This window comes from Deltaproteobacteria bacterium RBG_16_64_85, from assembly GCA_001798885.1.
GTDB lineage: Bacteria > Desulfobacterota > Deferrimicrobia > Deferrimicrobiales > Deferrimicrobiaceae > FEB-35.
In genome coordinates this window covers 50,061-66,653 of record MGQW01000008.1, presented here as the reverse complement: position 1 = coordinate 66,653, position 16,593 = coordinate 50,061, and the positions used below count along the sequence as shown (strand labels likewise).

Genomic DNA, 16,593 nt, shown 5'->3' with positions numbered 1-16,593 from the left:
TGCCGAAGGGGGGACTCGAACCCCCACGGGTTTCCCCACCACCCCCTCAAGATGGCGTGTCTACCAGGTTCCACCACTTCGGCACTCGAGGAAAAATCATGGTATCCACCCGACGCCTGAAAATCAAGCGTCATGAACGTGTCGAGGGCGGCGGCGGGATCGATGGCCGATCTACGCCCTTTTCAAAATCGTCGCTACGCATTATCCTCTTGAGGAAACCATTCCCGGGGACTCCGAGAAATGACGCCTGACGAATCAAAGCACACAGGGCTCTACCGGAACACGATCAGTTTCTTCGGCGCTCTCGTTGCGGCCGGCAGCATCCTCCTGATGATCTTCGCTTTCGCCCTCGACTTGAGCATGAAGCGCCCAAGCCCCTACATCGGCATTTTCACGTACATGGTGTTCCCCGCCTTCTTCACGGTGGGCGCCGCCCTGTTCCTGTACGGCATGCGGAGGGAGAGCCTGAGAAGACGGCGGGCGCAGACCGACGAGGCGCTCCCCTACCCCCGCGTGGACCTGAACGACCCTGTCCACCGCAAGTGGTTCAGCTACTTCGTCGTGGGTGGGACGTTCCTCGCCATCCTGATGGCCTTCATCACGTACAACGCCTTCCTGTACTCGGAGTCCGTCTCCTTCTGCGGGACCCTGTGCCACCCGGTGATGAAGCCCGAGTACGAGGCGTACAAGGCCTCCCCCCATGCGCGGGTGAGCTGCGTGGACTGCCACGTGGGGCACGGGGCCTCCTGGTACGTCAAGGCCAAGATCTCCGGGGCGCGCCAGGTCCTGGCGGTGCTCCTGAAGTCGTACCCCACCCCGATCCCGACCCCGATCGAGAACCTGCGCCCCGCCCGGGAGACGTGTGAAGAGTGCCACTGGCCGGCGAAGTTCTTCGGGACCCAGCTCATGCAGATTCCGCATTTCCGCTACGACGAGAAGAACACGCCCGAGCAGATCAGCATCGGGGTCAAGACGGGCGGCGGCAGCGCGGCGTTGGGGGGGACCGCCGGTATCCACTGGCACATGCTCATCGAGAACAAAGTCCGTTACGCAGCCCTGGATCGCCAGAAGCAGGAGATCCCGCGGATCGAGGTTCGCCATGCCGGCGGACGCATGGACGAGTACACGAGCCTCGACTTCAAGGGGACCGAGGAGCAGCTCCGCGCCCTGCCCAGCGACGAGATGGACTGCATGGACTGCCACAACCGTCCCACCCACACCTTCGATCCGCCGGAGGCGGCGGTGGACCGGGCGATGACGACGGGCGTCATCCCCCGTACGCTCCCCTGGGTCAAGAAAGTGGTCGTGGACGCCCTCGTCCGCGAATATCCCACCCAGGAGAAGGCCCATGAGGGGATGCTGGCCGAAATCGGCGACTTCTACGCAAAGCGCTATCCCGAGGTCTATAAGAAGCGCGCCGCCGACATTGAAAGGACCGTCGCGACCGCCGTGGCGATCTACGACCGCAGCGTCTTCCCCGAGATGAAGGTGAACTGGAAGACGTACCCCTCCAACATCGGGCACCGGAACTGGCCGGGCTGCTTCCGATGCCACGATGGCCGGCACGTGTCGAAAACAGGAAAGATCCTCAGCATGGAGTGCGCGGTCTGCCACACGTTTCCCGTGCGTTCGCCGTTGATGCCCCTCGGTACCTTTGCGTCGAAGAGCGGGATGCCGTGGCACCCCGTGGAGCTTTCGGGGAAGCATGGCCGGATCCTCTGCAACCAGTGCCACTCGGCGGGGTACCGCCCCCCCACGGATTGCGCGGAGTGCCACAAGATCGACTCCTCCGCGCCGATGATGTCGTCGATGAAGTGCGCCGACTGCCACCGCAAGGTGCAGGAGGTGCGGCCCGTTTCCGATTGCAAGGAGTGCCATGACCCCCTCTCCGGCCTGCACCGTAAGGGAGGGCACGCCGAGACGGCGTGCATCGATTGCCACAAGCCGCACGCATGGACCGTCGCCGGACGCAACCTCTGCCTCGATTGCCACAGCGACATGAAGGAGCACAACAAGGACGGGGGTGCCTGCACGAAGTGCCACGGTTTCCGGGGGCAGAAGTCGTAGGAATCGGCGGGTGGATCACTCCTCGCCGATCAGCGTCGCAGGACATATCCCCTTCTTCCCGAACTTCTCCCGGATCCGGTCGACTGCGCGATTGAGCTTTTCCTTCTTTTCCCGGGAAACCGGGGGGGCATCCCCCTTCCCGCCGGTGAAGCTCCCGCTCCTGCCACCCGAAGTCTTTCCGAACAGGGGGAGTTGCACCGGTTCTCCGGGAGGAGTAACCTCGTCGCCTCCCCTGAGGTTGGACACCGCGATCCCCAGCAGGCGGACCGGCCGCTTTCCCGCCTCCGTCTTCGGAAGGAGCGCGAGTACGCTCCGGTAGATCTCTCCACCGTCGTCGGTGCCGTGATCCAGCTTGACGACTCGCGTGATGAGAGTGAAGTCATGATATTTCACCTTCAGGGCGACCGTCCTGCCCTTGACCCCGTGGCGCCGAATCCGTTCCGCGACCCGGGTGGCAAAGGACAGAAGTTCCTTTTTTATCGTTTCCATGTCCACGAGGTCTTCGGGATACGTTTCCTCGCGCCCGATCGACCTGGCCTCCTGCTCGGGCACCACCTCCCGTTCATCGATCCCCAGGGAAAGCTCGTGAAGGAGGACGCCGTGCTTTCCGAACCTCTTGGCGAGAACCTCGACCGAGATACGGCTCAGGTCTCCGATCGTTTCAACCCCCATGCGGTGGAGCTCCGCCTGCGTAACCTTCCCCACGCCCCAGAGTTTGCCCACGGGAAGAGGCGCCAGGAACTCCCTTTCCTTCCCACGGGGAACAATGGCGAGCCCGTCGGGCTTGCGAAGGTCGGAGGCGATTTTCGCGACGAATTTGCTTGCGGCCACTCCGGCGGAAACGGTCAGCCCCGTTTCTTTCCTTACCGCGGCCTTGATCTTCTTCGCGATCGCCTCCGGCGACCCGAACAGGCGGGTGGAAGCCGTCACGTCCAGGAAAGCTTCGTCGATGGAGAGTGCTTCGATCAATGGAGTAAAGCGGTGGAAGATTTCGAAGACACGATCGGACGCTTCCCGGTACCGTTCCATGCGCAGGGGCAGGAAGATTCCATGCGGGCAAAGGCGCTTCGCAGCGGCCGTGGGTTGGGCGGAGTGGACGCCGAACTTCCTGGCCTCGTAAGAGGCGGCGCAGACGACTCCCCTCCGCTCGCTCCCCCCCACGATCACCGCTTTCCCTTTGAGAGCCGGGTTGTCCAGCATTTCGACGGATGCGAAAAAGGCATCCATGTCCAGGTGGAGGATGTCTCTTGGGGGGCGACCGATCACATTCCGGTTCCCGCCTTGTAGGAACTTCTCACCAGCGGCCCGGACGCGACCCGCTGAAACCCCAGTCTGCGGGCATCGTCCGCAAGCATCGAAAACGCCTCTACGGTCAGATATTCCCTGACGGGAAGATGATTCCGGGAGGGGGGGAGGTACTGGCCCAGCGTGACGGACCGGACCCCGGCGGCGTAGAGGTCCTCCAGCACGGAAACCACCTCCTCGCGGCTCTCCCCGAAGCCGACCATGAGCCCCGATTTGAGCTCGAGCCGGGGCGCAAGGGCATGCGCGTGCCCGAGGAGTTCCAGGGAACGGAGATAAACCGCCCCCGGCCGCACCTCGGGGTAGAGCCGGGGGACGGTTTCCACGTTGTGCGCAAGGACGTGCGGATAGGCGCCAACCACCCGCCGCAGAGCCTCCCGGTCCCCCTTGAAGTCGGGCACGAGGAGTTCGACGGTTGCCGACGGAGCCCGCTTCCGGATCTCCTTTACCACGGCGACGAACTGGAACGCGCCCCCATCTTCCAGGTCATCGCGCGTCACCGATGTGACGACGATGTGTTTCCAGCCCAGCTCGGCCGCCGCCCAGGCAACACGGGCCGGCTCGTGCGGATCCGGGAGGAGAGGGGTTCCCGTTGCGACGCTGCAGAACGCACAGCCGCGGGTGCACGTTTCGCCGAGGATGAGAACGGTCGCGGTCCCTTCCCCCCAGCACTCGCCCATGTTGGGGCACCGCGCGTCGCGGCATACCGTGCGCAGGCCGTACCGGCGCAGCACCTCTGCAACCCTCTCCACCTTTTCCCCGGAGGGGGGGCGCACCTTGAGCCAGGGCGGCCGGACCAATGGCGTCGGCGGCTTCATGAAAACCCCCGCAGATGGTTCCCGCAGGCGAGCGTAACGGCGTCGCAAACCGCCTCCATCGGGACCTTCCTGCCGGTGGCTTCCGCGATGGAAGTCGCCTCGCGGCCTTTCAGTCCGCACAGGTGAATGCGCCGGAAATACGACAGATCGGTGTCCACGTTCAGGGCGAAGCCGTGATACGTGACCCACCGCCGCACGCCGATCCCGATCGAGGCGATCTTTTTCCCCATCGTCCACACGCCGGTAAGCCCCTCGATGCGCGCGCCGGAGACGCCGAATTGCGAAAGCGCCTCGATGAGGGCGGCCTCGATGCTGCGGACGAACCGGTGGACGTCGGGCCGGGAAAGCAGCACGATGGGATAGCCGACCAGCTGCCCGGGCCCGTGGTAGGTGATGTCGCCGCCTCGCGAAATCCTCGCCAAGGGGATCCCTTCCCGCGCCAGCAGATCGGGAGGGACGAGCAGGTTGGCGTCGTCGCCGATCCGGCCGATCGTGTAGACGTGCGGGTGAGTCAGCAGGAGAAGGATGTCGGGAATCTCCCCGGCCGCTCGCCGCCCGATGCATTGCATCTGGAGCTCCAGCGCCTGCCGGTACTCCACCTGCCCGAGCCAGTTCGCCTCCATCGGACGCCGTCCCCTACAGGGAAAAACCCCCCGTTTCCAGGATCTCCCGCACGCGGAAAAGGAATTCGTTCCCTGTCACTCCATCGACGATCCGGTGGTCGTATCCCAGGCACAGGTACATCATCGGCCGGACGACGATCGCATCCTCCCCTCCCGCATCGACGACAACGGCCCTCTTGACCACCTGCCCCATCCGGAGGATTCCCACCTGAGGCTGGTTGAGGATCGGCGTCCCGAAGAGGTTCCCCTTCGGCCCGGGGTTGGTAACGGTAAACGTCCCGCCGGCCATTTCGTCGGGGAGGATCCGGTGAGCCTTCGCCCGGGCGGAAAAATCTTCCACCGCTTTTGACAGATCCCCGATCGACTTCCGGTCCGCGTCCCGGATGACCGGTACGATGAGCCCGCGGTCCGTCTCGACTGCGATCCCCATGTGGATCGCTTTTTTAAGGACCGTGCTCTCCCCCGCCACGGAGGCGTTCAGGTAAGGAAATTCGCGCAGGGCCGTAACAGACGCCCAGATGACGAACGGAAGATAGGTGAGGGAAACGCCCATTCCCTTCGCCTTGGCGCGGAAAGCAACCACCTTGTGCATGTCCACCTCCGCAAAGGTGTGGACGTGCGGGGAGGTGCGCTTGCTCATCACCATGTGTTCGGCGATCCGCTTCCGGATCGGAGTGAAGGGGACGACCTGGTCCCCTTCCGGCTCCGCAGGTGCGGGAGGCGGAGGCGGGGCCAAGGGGGGGGCGGGCGGCGCGGCGGCCCCGCCCCTCGCGAGATAATCCTCCACGTCCTTCTTCGTGACCCGGCCGTCGATTCCCGTCCCGGGAATCATGGACAGGTCGAGCCCGTGCTCGGCGGCCATCCGGGCGACCACCGGCGAGATCCTCACCTTCGGCCCTTCCGCGGGCGGAGGCGCGGGTGGTGCCTTGGACGGTTCGACCCGAGGAGGAGACGGCAGCGGCGGTTCCGAGCGGCGGGCCATCGCCCCGGGGAACCCCTCGGTTTCCTCGTCCCACGGAGCTTTCGGGGGAGGGACATCGGCGGGCTTGGCCTCCCCCTTCTCCGTCTCGATCCGGGCGATCACCGCGAGGATCGGGATCGTCTCTCCCTCCTTCGCCAGGATCTCTACGACCACGCCGGCGGCCGGGGAGGGGATCTCGGCATCCACCTTGTCGGTGGAAATTTCGACCAGCGGCTGGTCCTTGGCCACGGAGTCGCCCGCCTTGACCAGCCACTTGGCCACCACCCCCTCGACCACGCTTTCCCCCAGCTGGGGCATGACGACGTCGACGTGCATCTGCCTTACCCCTTTCCCCTTGTTGCCGACACCCCGGTTCAGCGGCCGGGAGGGATGGACTCCGCACCCGGTCCGCTGCAACCGGGAATTCGATCAGTAGGCCGCAAGATTTCGAATCGCTTCTGTGATCTTCTCCTGGTTCGGGAGGATGTAATCCTCCATCGTCGCGGCGAAGGCGTTGTGGGTGTCCTTCGAGGCCACCCGCACGACCGGCCCGTCCAGGGACTCGAACAGCTCCTCCGCGATGCGGGCGGCGACCTCCCCCCCGATGCCGCCGGTGCGCCTCGCCTCGTGGACGATCAGGACCTTGCCCGTCTTGGCCACCGACGCCCGGATCGTCTTCCAGTCCAGCGGCAGGATCGTCCGCAGGTCGATCACCTCGATGTCGATCTCCCCCGCCATGTCCTTCGCGGCCTTCATCACCGCGTGCACCGGGGATCCGTAGGTGATGACGGAGAGGTCCCTCCCCTCCTTGCGCAGCACCGCCTTCCCGATGGGGACGAGGTATTCCGTGTCCGGAATGTCCTCCTTGATCCGGCGGTAGAGGAACTTGTGCTCCAGGTAGATCACGGGGTCGTCGTCCCGGATGGCGCTTTTGAGAAGTCCCTTGGCGTCGTACGCCGTCGCCGGTGCCACGACCTTCAAGCCCGGGACGTGGAAGAACCACGCCTCCGGGTTCTGGGAGTGGTAGATACCCCCGTGGACGCCCGCCCCGCACGGCCCCCGAATGACGATCGGGCAGGAGGCCTGCCCCCCGTGCCGGTACCGGAGCGTCGCCGCCATGTTGACGATCTGGTCGAACCCGCACGAGATGAAGTCGATGAACTGCATCTCCAGGATCGGGCGCATCCCATGGATGGCAAGGCCCACCCCCGCGCCGACGATGAGCGACTCGGCGATCGGGGTGTCCACAACGCGCTCAGAGCCGAATTTCGCGAGCAGCCCCTCGGTCGCCTTGAAGGCCCCTCCGAGGACGCCGACATCCTCCCCGAGGAGCAGCACATTCCCGTCGCGCGCCATCTCCTCGTGCATCGCCTGGTTGATCGCCTGGATGTAGGTGACCTGCATTTACTCCTCCGTGATCGGCGTGGCGTAGAGGTCTTCCATCGCCTCCAGGCCTTCCGGCAGGGGGCTCGCCTCCGCGAACGCCAACGCGTCCTCGACGATCTTCTTCACCCGCTGCTCCGTCTCCGTCTGGATGGCGGCACGGTCGTACTTCCGCTTCTCCAGGTAGACCTCCCACCGCTCGATCGGATCGCGGCTCTCCCAGGTGATCAGTTCCTCATCGCTGCGGTAGGTGGCGCGGTCGTGCTCGGAATGGCCATGGTACCGGTACGTCTTGCATTCGAGGTACGTCGGCCCCTCTCCGCTTCGCGCCCGGTCGATCGCTTTTTTCGCGGCCTTCATCACCGAGTGGAGGTCGTTCCCCGAGCAGACGTCCCCCTTGAATCCGTATCCCGGGCCCCGGTCGGCCACGTCCTCCACTGCGAACTGCAGCTCGTTGGGGGTGGAATAGGCGTAGAAATTGTTCTCGCAGACGAAGACGACGGGCAGCTTGTAGATCCCGGCGAAATTCATCGCCTCGTGAACGTCCCCCCGGGAGCTCGCCCCCTCGCCGAAGAAGGCGACCGCCACGCGGTCCTCCTTTTTGATCTTGAACTTGTAGGCGGTGCCGACCGCCACCGGGAGGGTGGAGCCCAGCATCGAGGTCGCCCCGAAGATGCAGTGCGAGAAGTCCCCGCCATGGAGGAAGGAGTCCTTCCCCTTGGAGAACCCGTCCTTTTTCCCCAGGATCTGCGCCATCAGGCGCCGGGGGTCGGCCCCCTTCACGAGGAACGCCCCGAGATCGCGGTGCAGGGGGAAGATCCAGTCGTCGGCCTTAAGCTCGTGGCAGACCCCCACGACAACGGCCTCCTGCCCTTTCCCGGAGTAGACGCCCCCCTGAATCTTTCCCTGCTTGTCCAGCGCGGAAATCCGGTCCTCGAACTCCCGGATGAGGCGAAGCCAGAAATAGAGTTCCCGCTCCTTCTGCTCGGTCATACCTCCTCCGCCGCGTTAAATGTCGATCGCCTCGCCGCCCAGCATCAGCGCCGCTTCCCGGATCGCCTCCGGCAGGGTCGGGTGGGGGTGGACGGTTTTACCGATTTCGTGGAACGTCGCCTCGAGCGTGCGCGCGAGCGACAGCTCGGAGATCAGGTCCGGCGCCCCGTGCCCGATGATGTGACAGCCGATCACCTCGCCGTACCGCTCGTCCGCCACCATCTTGACGAACCCCTCCGTGTGGCCCGAAGCCACGGCGCGACCGAGCGCCGTGAAGGGGAACTTCGATACCTTCACGGGAATCCCGCGCTTGCGCGCCTCCTCCTCGGAGAGCCCGATCGTGGCGACCTCGGGCTGGCAATAGATGCACGCCGGGATCTTGTCGGGGTCCGGCCGATGGGTCTCGATCCCGGACATCATCTCCACCGCCGCCACCCCTTCCGCGGACGCCTCGTGGGCCAGGAGCATCCCTCCGATGACGTCGCCGATCGCATGGATCGTCGGACAGGCGGTCCGGAACCTATGGTCCACCCGGATGAACCCCCGCTCGAGCTGCACGCCGCACGCCTCCAGGCCCAGCCCCTCCGTAAGAGGCTTTCGACCTACCGCGACCAGGATCTTCTCTGCGGAAATCGTCTCTTCCTTCCCCCCCGAGGACACCGTGAGCGTCCCTTGGACCTTGTCGAGCGCTTTTGCGGTGGCAGAGGTGAGAACGCGGATCCCCCGTTTGCGGAACGACTTTGCAAGTTCCTCGGCCACTTCCCGGTCGACGCGGGGGAGGAGCTGGTCCATCATTTCGATGACGGTCACCTCGGCCCCGAAGATGCGGTAGACGTAGGCAAACTCCACACCCACCGCACCGCCGCCTAACACCGCGACCGAGCGGGGGAGCGTCTCCTGGGCCAACGCGTCGTCGCTGGTGATGACGGCCTCGCCGTCCGGTTCGATCCCCGGCAGCCCCCGCACCGCCGTGCCCGTGGCCACCAGGATGTTGTCGGCCTCGAGCTCTTCATCGCCCGCTCGAACCGTCCGGGGAGAAGTGATCGTTGCGCTCCCCGCGATCAGTTCGATGCCGTTTTTCTTGAACAGGTAGCCGACGCCGCGCGACATCCGCTCGGCGACCTTCCGGCTGCGGCGGATGACCTCCCCGTAGTCGACGGACAACCCCTGGCAAGCGATGCCGTACGCCGCCGAGTTCTTCATCTCCTCGTAGAGGTCGGCGCACTTGAGGATCGACTTGGAAGGAATGCATCCCCAGTTGACGCAGACCCCCCCGGGACGGTCCCGCTCCACGACGGCCACCCGCATCCCGAGTTGCGCCCCCCGGATCGCCGCGACATAACCGCCGGGTCCCGCTCCGATCACCACCAGGTCGAAAGGTTTCATGGGGTCCTCATTCCGTGCCCAGCGCTTCGATCTGAAGGATGACGTCGTTCATGAACCGCGTGGCCGTCCCACCGTCGATCAGCCGGTGGTCGAAGGACAGGCTCAGGTACATCATGTCCCTCTCGACGATTTCGCCTCCTCGCACCACCGGCCGCCGGACGATCTTGTGCAGGCCGAGGATGGCCGCCTCCGGGGGATGGATCACCGGGTAGCTGAAGAGCCCGCCGATCGACCCGATGCTGGTGACGGTGAAGGTGCCGCCGGAAAGGTCGAAAATCGAAAGCTTCCCCGTGCGGGCCCCTTCCGACAGATGCTCGATTTCGCGGGCGAGTTCCACAATCGTCTTCTCGCCGGCATCCCGGATGACGGGGACGACCAGCCCGTCCTCGGCGTCCACGGCCATCCCAATGTTGAAATATCTTTTCAGGACGATTTCCCCCCTCTCCTCGTCGAGGGAGGCGTTCATCGCGGGGTGGACGCGCAAGGCGGTCACGACCGCCTGGATGAGGAACGGCAGGATCGTGATTTTCACCCCTTCGCGCTGCCCGATTTCCCGCAGGGACTCGCGCATCGCCAAAAGATTCGTGGTGTCGGCTTCATCGACCAGGAGCGCGTGGGGGATGGTGGACTTGGAGAGGACCATCTTCTTCGCCGCCATCCTGCGCTTGCCGCGGAAGGGGACTCGCTCCTCCAGCGGTTTTGCCCCCGCGGCGGGAACGGCGGCTGCGGCGGCCGTGCCGACATCCTCCTCGGTCACCCTCCCGCCGGGACCGGTGCCCGTGACCTTCGACAGGTCCACTCCGAGGTCTTTCGCGAGCTTCCGGACGACGGGGGTGGCCAGCAGCGCGCCTGCGGGTGCGCGGGACGGAGTCGCAGGCGATGTGGGGATGGCGCCGGCAGCCTCGATGAGGGCGATGACCTCCCCCACCTTCACGATCTGGCCGGGCTTCGCCAGGATCCTCGCGAGCACACCGTTGAGGGGGGAGGGGATTTCGATGTTCGCCTTGTCCGTCAGAACCTCGACCAGGAGGTCGTCCTCCTTGACCGATGCGCCTTCGGCCACCAGCCAGCGGACGATCTCCCCCTCGGCAACCCCTTCCCCGATGTCGGGCAGCCGAAGCTCAAAGGCCATTCCGGTCGCTATCCTCCTGGAGGGATCGGCAGCTATTCATAATAGCCCTACGGCTTGATCATCACCATCTTGATGTTCGTCATCTCCTCGACGGCGAACCGGACCCCTTCCCGGCCCAGGCCGCTCATCTTGTTGCCGCCGTACGGCATGTGGTCGACCCGGAAGATCGACGTGTCGTTGATCATCACTCCGCCGACGTTGATCCGCTCCACCGCGTACAGCGCCTTCCGCAGGTCGTTCGTGTAGACCCCCGCCTGGAGCCCGTAGGGGGAATCCTCCACCATCCGTACCGCGTCCTCGAACTTTTCGTATTCGTAAAGGGAAACCAGCGGGGCGAACGCCTCCTGACACATCACCTTCATCTCGGCGCGGACGTTGGTCAGGATGGCCGGGTACAGGACCCTCCCTTCGCGCTTCCCTCCGATCAGGAGCTTCGCCCCTTCCGCGATCGCCTCCTTGATCCAGGCCTCCGCGCGCTTCGCCTCGGCCTCTTCGATCATCGGGCCGACGTCGCAATCCTTCTCCAGGGGATTGCAGACCTTCAGCTTCGAGGTGGCGTCGACGAATCGCATCGTGAATTCCTTCGCTATCGATCGATGGACATAGAGCCGCTGCAGGGAGATGCACACCTGGCCGGAATTGGCGAAGGCGCTGACCACGCAGCGCGGCACCGCCGCATCGAGATCGGCGTCGGGCTCGATGATCGTGCCGGAGTTGTTTCCGAGCTCCATCGTCACTTTTTTAAGGCCTGCCTTCCGAATGATCGCCTCCCCGACCGGAGGGCTCCCGGTAAAGGAGATCTTGGCGACCCGCGGGTCGGTGGTGATCCAGTCCCCGACGGTGCCGCCGGAGCCGACGATGACGTTGAACACCCCTGCGGGCACCCCCGCCTCCTCGAGGATCTCCGCGAGGCGGATCGCGGTCAGGGGGGTTGTAGACGCGGGTTTCAGGACCAAGGTGTTCCCCGCCGCCAGCCCCGGGCCGACCTTGTGTGCGACGAGGTTCAAGGGAAAGTTGAACGGCGTGATGGCAGCCACGACCCCCACCGGGCAGCGCAGGTAGAACCCCATCCGCCCCTCCCCCGCGGTGCTGGCGTCCATCGGCACGGTCTCCCCGTGGATCCGCTTGGCCTCCTCGGCGGAGAACTGGTACGTTTCCACGGCCCGCGAAACCTCGCCCACCGAGTATTTCCAGGCCTTTCCCGCCTCCCGGCAGATGATCGCCGCGATCTCCTCCTGGTGCTTCGCCAGCAGGTTGCTCGCCTTTTCGAGGATCCGGAAACGCCGGTGGGCGGGTGTCCGCGACCAGTCGGGAAAGGCGGCGTGGGCGGCGCCGATGGCGCGGTCCACCGTCTCCCGGGAGGCCGCCGGGACGATCCCGATCGTCTCCCCCGTGTACTTGTCGATCACCGGCATGGTCTCCTTGTCGCCCACCCATTTCCCCCCGACGAACAGCCGGTACGGCCTTGCCGTCACTTTTTTCGCCATGGTTTCCTCCTTGGCTCCGGATTGCGATTTCCCTGTTTTCGGTCAGAAATTTACCGTCGCGCGGATCGCCCCGATCACGCGCAGGGCATCGGGGAGGTAGAGCTTTTCCAGCGAATACGGGAACGGCGTGTCGAATCCGGTCACCCTGGCGACCGGGGCTTTCAGGTGAAGGAACGCTTTCTCCTGGATCAGGGCGGCAAGCTCCGCACCGAAACCGCACGTCCGTGGCGCCTCGTGGAGGACGACCGCCCGGCCCGTCATCTCCACCGACTGGACGACCGCCTCGACGTCCAGGGGCCAAAGGGTCCGAAGGTCGATCACCTCCACGTGGATCCCCTCCTCCTCGGCCATCGCCGCGGCCTCCTCTGCTACGTGCACGGTTGCGCCATAGGTGATCAGCGAAACGTCCTCCCCTTCTCTCACTACGCGCGCCTTGCCCAGGGGAACGGTGTAGTCCCCTTCCGGCACTTCCCCCTTTGCGGTCCGGTAGAGCGCCTTCGGCTCCAGGAAGATCACCGGGTCAGGGTCGCGCATCGCTGCGGCGAGCAGCCCCTTGCCGTCCGCAGGCGTCGATGGCATGACCACTTTAAGCCCCGCGGTGTGGATGAAGTAGGCCTCCGGGCTCTGCGAATGGTAGTGCCCCCCCTTGATCCCTCCCCCCGAGGGGGTCCGGATAACGACCGGGGCGGTAAACTGGCCCGCAGACCGGTACCGGAACTTCGCCAGCTCCGACACGATCTGGTCGAAAGCGGGGTAGATGAAATCGACGAACTGGATCTCGGCGACGGGGCGCAGGCCGGAAAGCGACATCCCGATCGCCATTCCGACGATTCCCGCCTCCGCCAGCGGGGTGTCGATCACTCGGTCCGATCCGAACCGCGCCCATAGCCCTTCGGTCGCCCGGAAGACGCCCCCGTTCTTCCCGATGTCCTCTCCCAGAAGGACGACACGGGGGTCGCGTTCCATCTCGAGGGCCAGCGCGTCGTGGATCGCCTGGACCAGCGTCATCGTCGCCACGGGATCACCCCTTCACCGGTATCCGGATCCACTCCTGCTGCTCCTTGAGGTGCCACGGCATCTCCGCGTAGACGTCCTCGACCAGGCTCTCCGGGGGCACCGGGGGGGCCGCCTCGCACGCCGCAACCGCCCGCTGCACCTCCTCGCGGGCCTCCTCCGCGACCGCGGCTTCGGCCTGGTCGGTGAGCACCCCTTCCTTCTTGAGATAGGCGGCGAACCGGCGGATGGGGTCTTTCCGTCGCCACGCCTCGACCTCTTCCTCGGACCGGTAATGCGTCGGATCGTCGGAGGTGGAGTGGGCGCCCATCCGGTAGGTCAGCGCCTCGACCAGGGTCGGCCCCTCCCCCGCTCTCGCCCGCTCCAGGGCATCGCGGGTCACCCGGACGACCGCCAGGATGTCGTTGCCGTCCACCCGGACGCCCTGAAACCCGTATGCCGCAGCCTTGACCGCGATCGACCCGGCCGCGGTCTGCTTCGCGAAAGGAAGCGAGATGGCGTACTGGTTGTTGCTGCAGAAGAAGACGTTCGGGGTCTTGAAGACCCCGGCAAAGTTCATCGCGACGTGGAACTCCCCCGTGGAGCTGCCGCCGTCACCGAAGTACGCGATGACCGCCGACTTCTCCCCGCCCAGCTTGGCGGCGTAGGCGACCCCCACCGCCTGGGGGAGCTGGGTGGCCACAGGGGAGGACACAGAGACCACGCGCGCCGAGCGGTCGCACCAGTGGTTGGGCATCTGCCTGCCCTTCGTGGCGTCCGCGGAGTTGCCGAAGAGCTGTCCGACGAGGGAGGAAAGGGGGTATCCGTGCATGAGGGCCGCCCCATGCTCCCGATAGGAGGGGAACATCCAGTCGCCCTTCCGCAGGGCGAACCCGGATCCGATCTCCGCCGCCTCCTGCCCGGCGGCGCCGATGTAGAAGCCGATTCGCCCCGCCCGCTGGAGATGCTGCGCCTTCTCGTCCAGCGCCCTTAAGAAAACCATTTTATTGAAAAGAAAAAGGAGGGTATCCCCGTCGAATCCGGGGTCCAGGTCCGGGTCGACGGACCCGTCGTCGCGAAGCGCCACCAACAACGGCAGTTCCATGCCGGCCTCCGTGCCTGGGATCGTCCGCGCCTCTTCTTATCCGATGAATCTTCCCGCGGGAGGATTCACCCGTCCTCTTTCTCCTCGGTCACCTTCCTGCGGCAGGCTGCCTTGCTCGCCGACTTTTTCGGGTCCGGGATCACCCGACCCGGCTTCGGCATGATTCCCCGCTCCTTGACCTTGGGAAGGGGAATGACGATCTTCTTTTTCGCCTTCGACATCCCTTGCGGCTCACTTCCCCCGGATCACGCCCTTTGCCCGGAGATCCCCGATCTGCGCCGCCGTGTACCCGATCCCCGTTAGGATTTCCTCGTCGTGCTCCCCCAGGAGGGGAGAACGGCGGGGGGTCGCCTCCCCTCCCCCGGCGGCTTTGATCGGCATCCCCAGCTGCCGCTCCTTTCCCCCCAGGGGCGATTCCACCTCGATCACCATCCGCCGCGCCTGCGCGTTGGGATGCGCAAGCGCTTCAGGGAGGGAGAGAACGGGGGAGAGGCAGACGTCGTGTTCCCGGAAGAACCGGACCCACTCATCCCGGCCCTTCGCCGCGAAGAGCTTTCCCAGTTCGGCCCGCGCGCGATCCGCCTCCTCGCCGTCGGCGTACTGGCAGCTTAGCAGGTCCTCCCGGCCCAGCGCCCGGATCATTCTCTCCCAGAACCAGGCCTCCAGGGGGCCGATACTCACGTACCGTCCATCGGCGCACCGGTAGGTTTCATAGCAGGGGAATTTTCCCGTGAGGGGCATCGTCCCGCGCTCCGGCGAAATCCCGTCCGAAAAATAGGCCGCGGCGTGGATCGAGAGCATGGCCATCGCCCCGTCGGTCATCGAGAGGTCCAGCCACTTCCCATTCCCCGAAGACTGCCGTGCGAGGAGCGCCATCAGGATTCCCGACAGCGCCATCATGGCCCCCCCGAAGAGGTCGCCGATCTGGACCGGCGGAAGCACGGGGGGAGAACCCTTGCGGCCGGAAAGTCCCAGGACTCCCGCATGGGAGATGTAATTGATGTCGTGGCCGGCGATTTCGCGCATCGGGCCGGTCTGCCCGTAACCGGAGATCGAGCAGTACACCAGGCGGGGATTTTCCGCCGAGAGGATCGAGTAGTTCACGCCGAGCCGCGCGGTGACGCCGGGCCGGAACCCTTCCACGACGACGTCGGCGCCGGAGGCCAATCGCAGGAAGGCCTCCCGCCCTTCCCCCGACTTGAGGTCGAGCGTGAGGCTGCGCTTCCCCCGGTTCAGGTACCGGTCGGCCGGGGAGATCCCCGGCTCCTCCGCCGAGAAGGGGTTCCGGACGCGAGGGTTGGGCTCGTCCACCTTGATCACGTCCGCCCCGTGGTCGGCCATCATCATCGTGCAGAAGGGCCCTGGAAGCTGCAGCGACAGGTCCAGCACGCGGATCCCGGAAAGCATCAACATCCCTTGCACCTCCCCGCCGGCGAATCTTGTGCTATCGTATTCAACGTATGGAAAAGGGGTCCCCGATCTCCCCGGAGCGTGCGGTCTTCCTGTCCGACGCCCACCTGAACCAAGACGACATCCATTCCCGCAATTTCGTCGCCCTCGCCGAAAAAGCCGCTGCCGAAAACGTTGCCCTGTTCCTGTTGGGCGACGTGTTCGACCTGTGGTTCGGCAGTCCCGACCTCACCTTCGGGTTCCAGAAGCCGGTCATCTCGCGCCTGCGGGAACTGCGCCGCGGAGGACTACGTTTATATTATGTGGAGGGGAACCGGGATTTCTATCTGAAAAAGTACCACGAAGGACAAACGTTCGACTCGGTGGCCGAGGTGGAAATGAGAGCGGCCGTCGGAGGGAAGAGGCTCTACCTTTCCCACGGGGACACGGTCAACCGCGCCGACATCGCCTATCGGTTCTGGAAGGCCATCTCGAAGAACCGCCTCGCCTTCGGAGCCGTCTCCGCGCTTCCCTCCTCGGTCGTCCTTCCGCTCGCCGACCGGTTGGAGAGGAAGCTCAAGCGGACCAACCACCGCTTCCGTGGATCGTTCCCGGAAAAGGATTGCCGCGAGTTCGCGTTGCGGCAGTTCACGGCAGGCGTGGATTTCGTAATCCTCGGCCATTTCCATTCGGAGCGTCTCCTGCGATTCGCTCAAGGAGAGGCGGGAAAGGTGCTCGCTGTGCTGCCCTCGTGGCGGGAGGAGTGGCGGCACTTCTTCCTGACGGCGGAGGGCGAGTACGGCTTCCGGACCTATCATCCGTCGGAGAGGCTTCTGCCGTAGTCGCTATTTCCCGCCGATCGTCTTCCCGATCAGGCGTTCCTGAAAACTTTTGTCTGGGGACGTTCTTAAACTTTTTAATCCCTGGGCAAGGGGACATTAAAAAGTTTAAGAA

At 65.1% G+C, this 16,593-nt stretch carries 14 protein-coding genes and 1 tRNA gene; 2 read left to right on the top strand and 13 right to left on the bottom strand.

From position 1 onward, the window contains the following. Positions 1-83, bottom strand: a tRNA-Leu gene (locus A2Z13_08195). A 157-nt stretch (positions 84-240) separates the two neighbouring features. Here A2Z13_08195 and A2Z13_08190 point away from each other — a divergent pair. Further along, positions 241-2,067, top strand: coding sequence for a hypothetical protein (locus A2Z13_08190; protein ID OGP81147.1), 1,827 nt, complete (start codon positions 241-243; stop codon positions 2,065-2,067). 15 nt (positions 2,068-2,082) lie between these two features. Here the strand turns inward: A2Z13_08190 and A2Z13_08185 are convergent, their stop codons facing one another. From A2Z13_08185 to A2Z13_08130, 12 genes are all read right to left on the bottom strand, one after another. Further along, entirely contained in the window at positions 2,083-3,294 is a 1,212-nt protein-coding gene (locus tag A2Z13_08185; GenBank protein ID OGP81154.1) for a hypothetical protein, read from the bottom strand. Positions 3,295-3,329: 35 nt separating this feature from the next. Further along, entirely contained in the window at positions 3,330-4,187 is an 858-nt protein-coding gene (locus A2Z13_08180) for a lipoyl synthase (GenBank protein OGP81146.1), read from the bottom strand. Next, the gene (locus tag A2Z13_08175; GenBank protein ID OGP81145.1) at positions 4,184-4,810 is read right to left on the bottom strand and encodes a lipoyl(octanoyl) transferase; all 627 of its coding nucleotides are present in this window, start codon (positions 4,808-4,810) and stop codon (positions 4,184-4,186) included. The genes A2Z13_08180 and A2Z13_08175 overlap by 4 nt, the downstream gene beginning before the upstream one ends. A gap of 13 nt (positions 4,811-4,823) precedes the next feature. Beyond that, entirely contained in the window at positions 4,824-6,107 is a 1,284-nt protein-coding gene (locus A2Z13_08170; GenBank protein OGP81153.1) for a hypothetical protein, read from the bottom strand. Between the two features lie 93 nt (positions 6,108-6,200). Further along, positions 6,201-7,175, bottom strand: a complete 975-nt coding sequence (locus A2Z13_08165; protein ID OGP81144.1) for a pyruvate dehydrogenase — start codon at positions 7,173-7,175, stop codon at positions 6,201-6,203. Then, entirely contained in the window at positions 7,176-8,147 is a 972-nt protein-coding gene (locus tag A2Z13_08160) for a hypothetical protein (protein OGP81143.1), read from the bottom strand. Positions 8,148-8,162: 15 nt separating this feature from the next. Beyond that, positions 8,163-9,533 (bottom strand): dihydrolipoyl dehydrogenase, encoded by a 1,371-nt coding sequence (locus A2Z13_08155; GenBank protein OGP81142.1) that lies wholly within the window; start codon positions 9,531-9,533, stop codon positions 8,163-8,165. Between the two features lie 7 nt (positions 9,534-9,540). Beyond that, positions 9,541-10,665 (bottom strand): hypothetical protein, encoded by a 1,125-nt coding sequence (locus tag A2Z13_08150; protein ID OGP81141.1) that lies wholly within the window; start codon positions 10,663-10,665, stop codon positions 9,541-9,543. Positions 10,666-10,712: 47 nt separating this feature from the next. Continuing rightward, positions 10,713-12,152 (bottom strand): aldehyde dehydrogenase, encoded by a 1,440-nt coding sequence (locus A2Z13_08145; GenBank protein OGP81140.1) that lies wholly within the window; start codon positions 12,150-12,152, stop codon positions 10,713-10,715. 42 nt (positions 12,153-12,194) lie between these two features. Continuing rightward, entirely contained in the window at positions 12,195-13,169 is a 975-nt protein-coding gene (locus A2Z13_08140; GenBank protein OGP81139.1) for a 2-oxoisovalerate dehydrogenase, read from the bottom strand. A 4-nt stretch (positions 13,170-13,173) separates the two neighbouring features. Beyond that, positions 13,174-14,148, bottom strand: coding sequence for a pyruvate dehydrogenase (acetyl-transferring) E1 component subunit alpha (locus tag A2Z13_08135; GenBank protein OGP81152.1), 975 nt, complete (start codon positions 14,146-14,148; stop codon positions 13,174-13,176). 333 nt (positions 14,149-14,481) lie between these two features. After that, positions 14,482-15,663: a hypothetical protein gene (locus tag A2Z13_08130; GenBank protein OGP81138.1), complete on the bottom strand. Its 1,182-nt coding sequence runs from the start codon at positions 15,661-15,663 to the stop codon at positions 14,482-14,484. A 47-nt stretch (positions 15,664-15,710) separates the two neighbouring features. Here A2Z13_08130 and A2Z13_08125 point away from each other — a divergent pair, with 47 nt between their 5' ends. After that, positions 15,711-16,481, top strand: a complete 771-nt coding sequence (locus A2Z13_08125) for a hypothetical protein (protein OGP81137.1) — start codon at positions 15,711-15,713, stop codon at positions 16,479-16,481. Positions 16,482-16,593: the final 112 nt, after the last annotated feature.

Excerpts from the sequence above, each read along its gene's own strand:
- A2Z13_08190 (OGP81147.1), top strand. The coding sequence starts at position 241 with ATGACGCCTGACGAATCAAAGCACACAGGGCTCTACCGGAACACGATC.
- A2Z13_08185 (OGP81154.1), bottom strand. The coding sequence starts at position 3,294 with ATGGATGCCTTTTTCGCATCCGTCGAAATGCTGGACAACCCGGCTCTC.
- A2Z13_08180 (OGP81146.1), bottom strand. The coding sequence starts at position 4,187 with ATGAAGCCGCCGACGCCATTGGTCCGGCCGCCCTGGCTCAAGGTGCGC.
- A2Z13_08175 (OGP81145.1), bottom strand. The coding sequence starts at position 4,810 with ATGGAGGCGAACTGGCTCGGGCAGGTGGAGTACCGGCAGGCGCTGGAG.
- A2Z13_08170 (OGP81153.1), bottom strand. The coding sequence starts at position 6,107 with ATGCACGTCGACGTCGTCATGCCCCAGCTGGGGGAAAGCGTGGTCGAG.
- A2Z13_08165 (OGP81144.1), bottom strand. The coding sequence starts at position 7,175 with ATGCAGGTCACCTACATCCAGGCGATCAACCAGGCGATGCACGAGGAG.
- A2Z13_08160 (OGP81143.1), bottom strand. The coding sequence starts at position 8,147 with ATGACCGAGCAGAAGGAGCGGGAACTCTATTTCTGGCTTCGCCTCATC.
- A2Z13_08155 (OGP81142.1), bottom strand. The coding sequence starts at position 9,533 with ATGAAACCTTTCGACCTGGTGGTGATCGGAGCGGGACCCGGCGGTTAT.
- A2Z13_08150 (OGP81141.1), bottom strand. The coding sequence starts at position 10,665 with ATGGCCTTTGAGCTTCGGCTGCCCGACATCGGGGAAGGGGTTGCCGAG.
- A2Z13_08145 (OGP81140.1), bottom strand. The coding sequence starts at position 12,152 with ATGGCGAAAAAAGTGACGGCAAGGCCGTACCGGCTGTTCGTCGGGGGG.
- A2Z13_08135 (OGP81152.1), bottom strand. The coding sequence starts at position 14,148 with ATGGTTTTCTTAAGGGCGCTGGACGAGAAGGCGCAGCATCTCCAGCGG.
- A2Z13_08130 (OGP81138.1), bottom strand. The coding sequence starts at position 15,663 with ATGTTGATGCTTTCCGGGATCCGCGTGCTGGACCTGTCGCTGCAGCTT.
- A2Z13_08125 (OGP81137.1), top strand. The coding sequence starts at position 15,711 with ATGGAAAAGGGGTCCCCGATCTCCCCGGAGCGTGCGGTCTTCCTGTCC.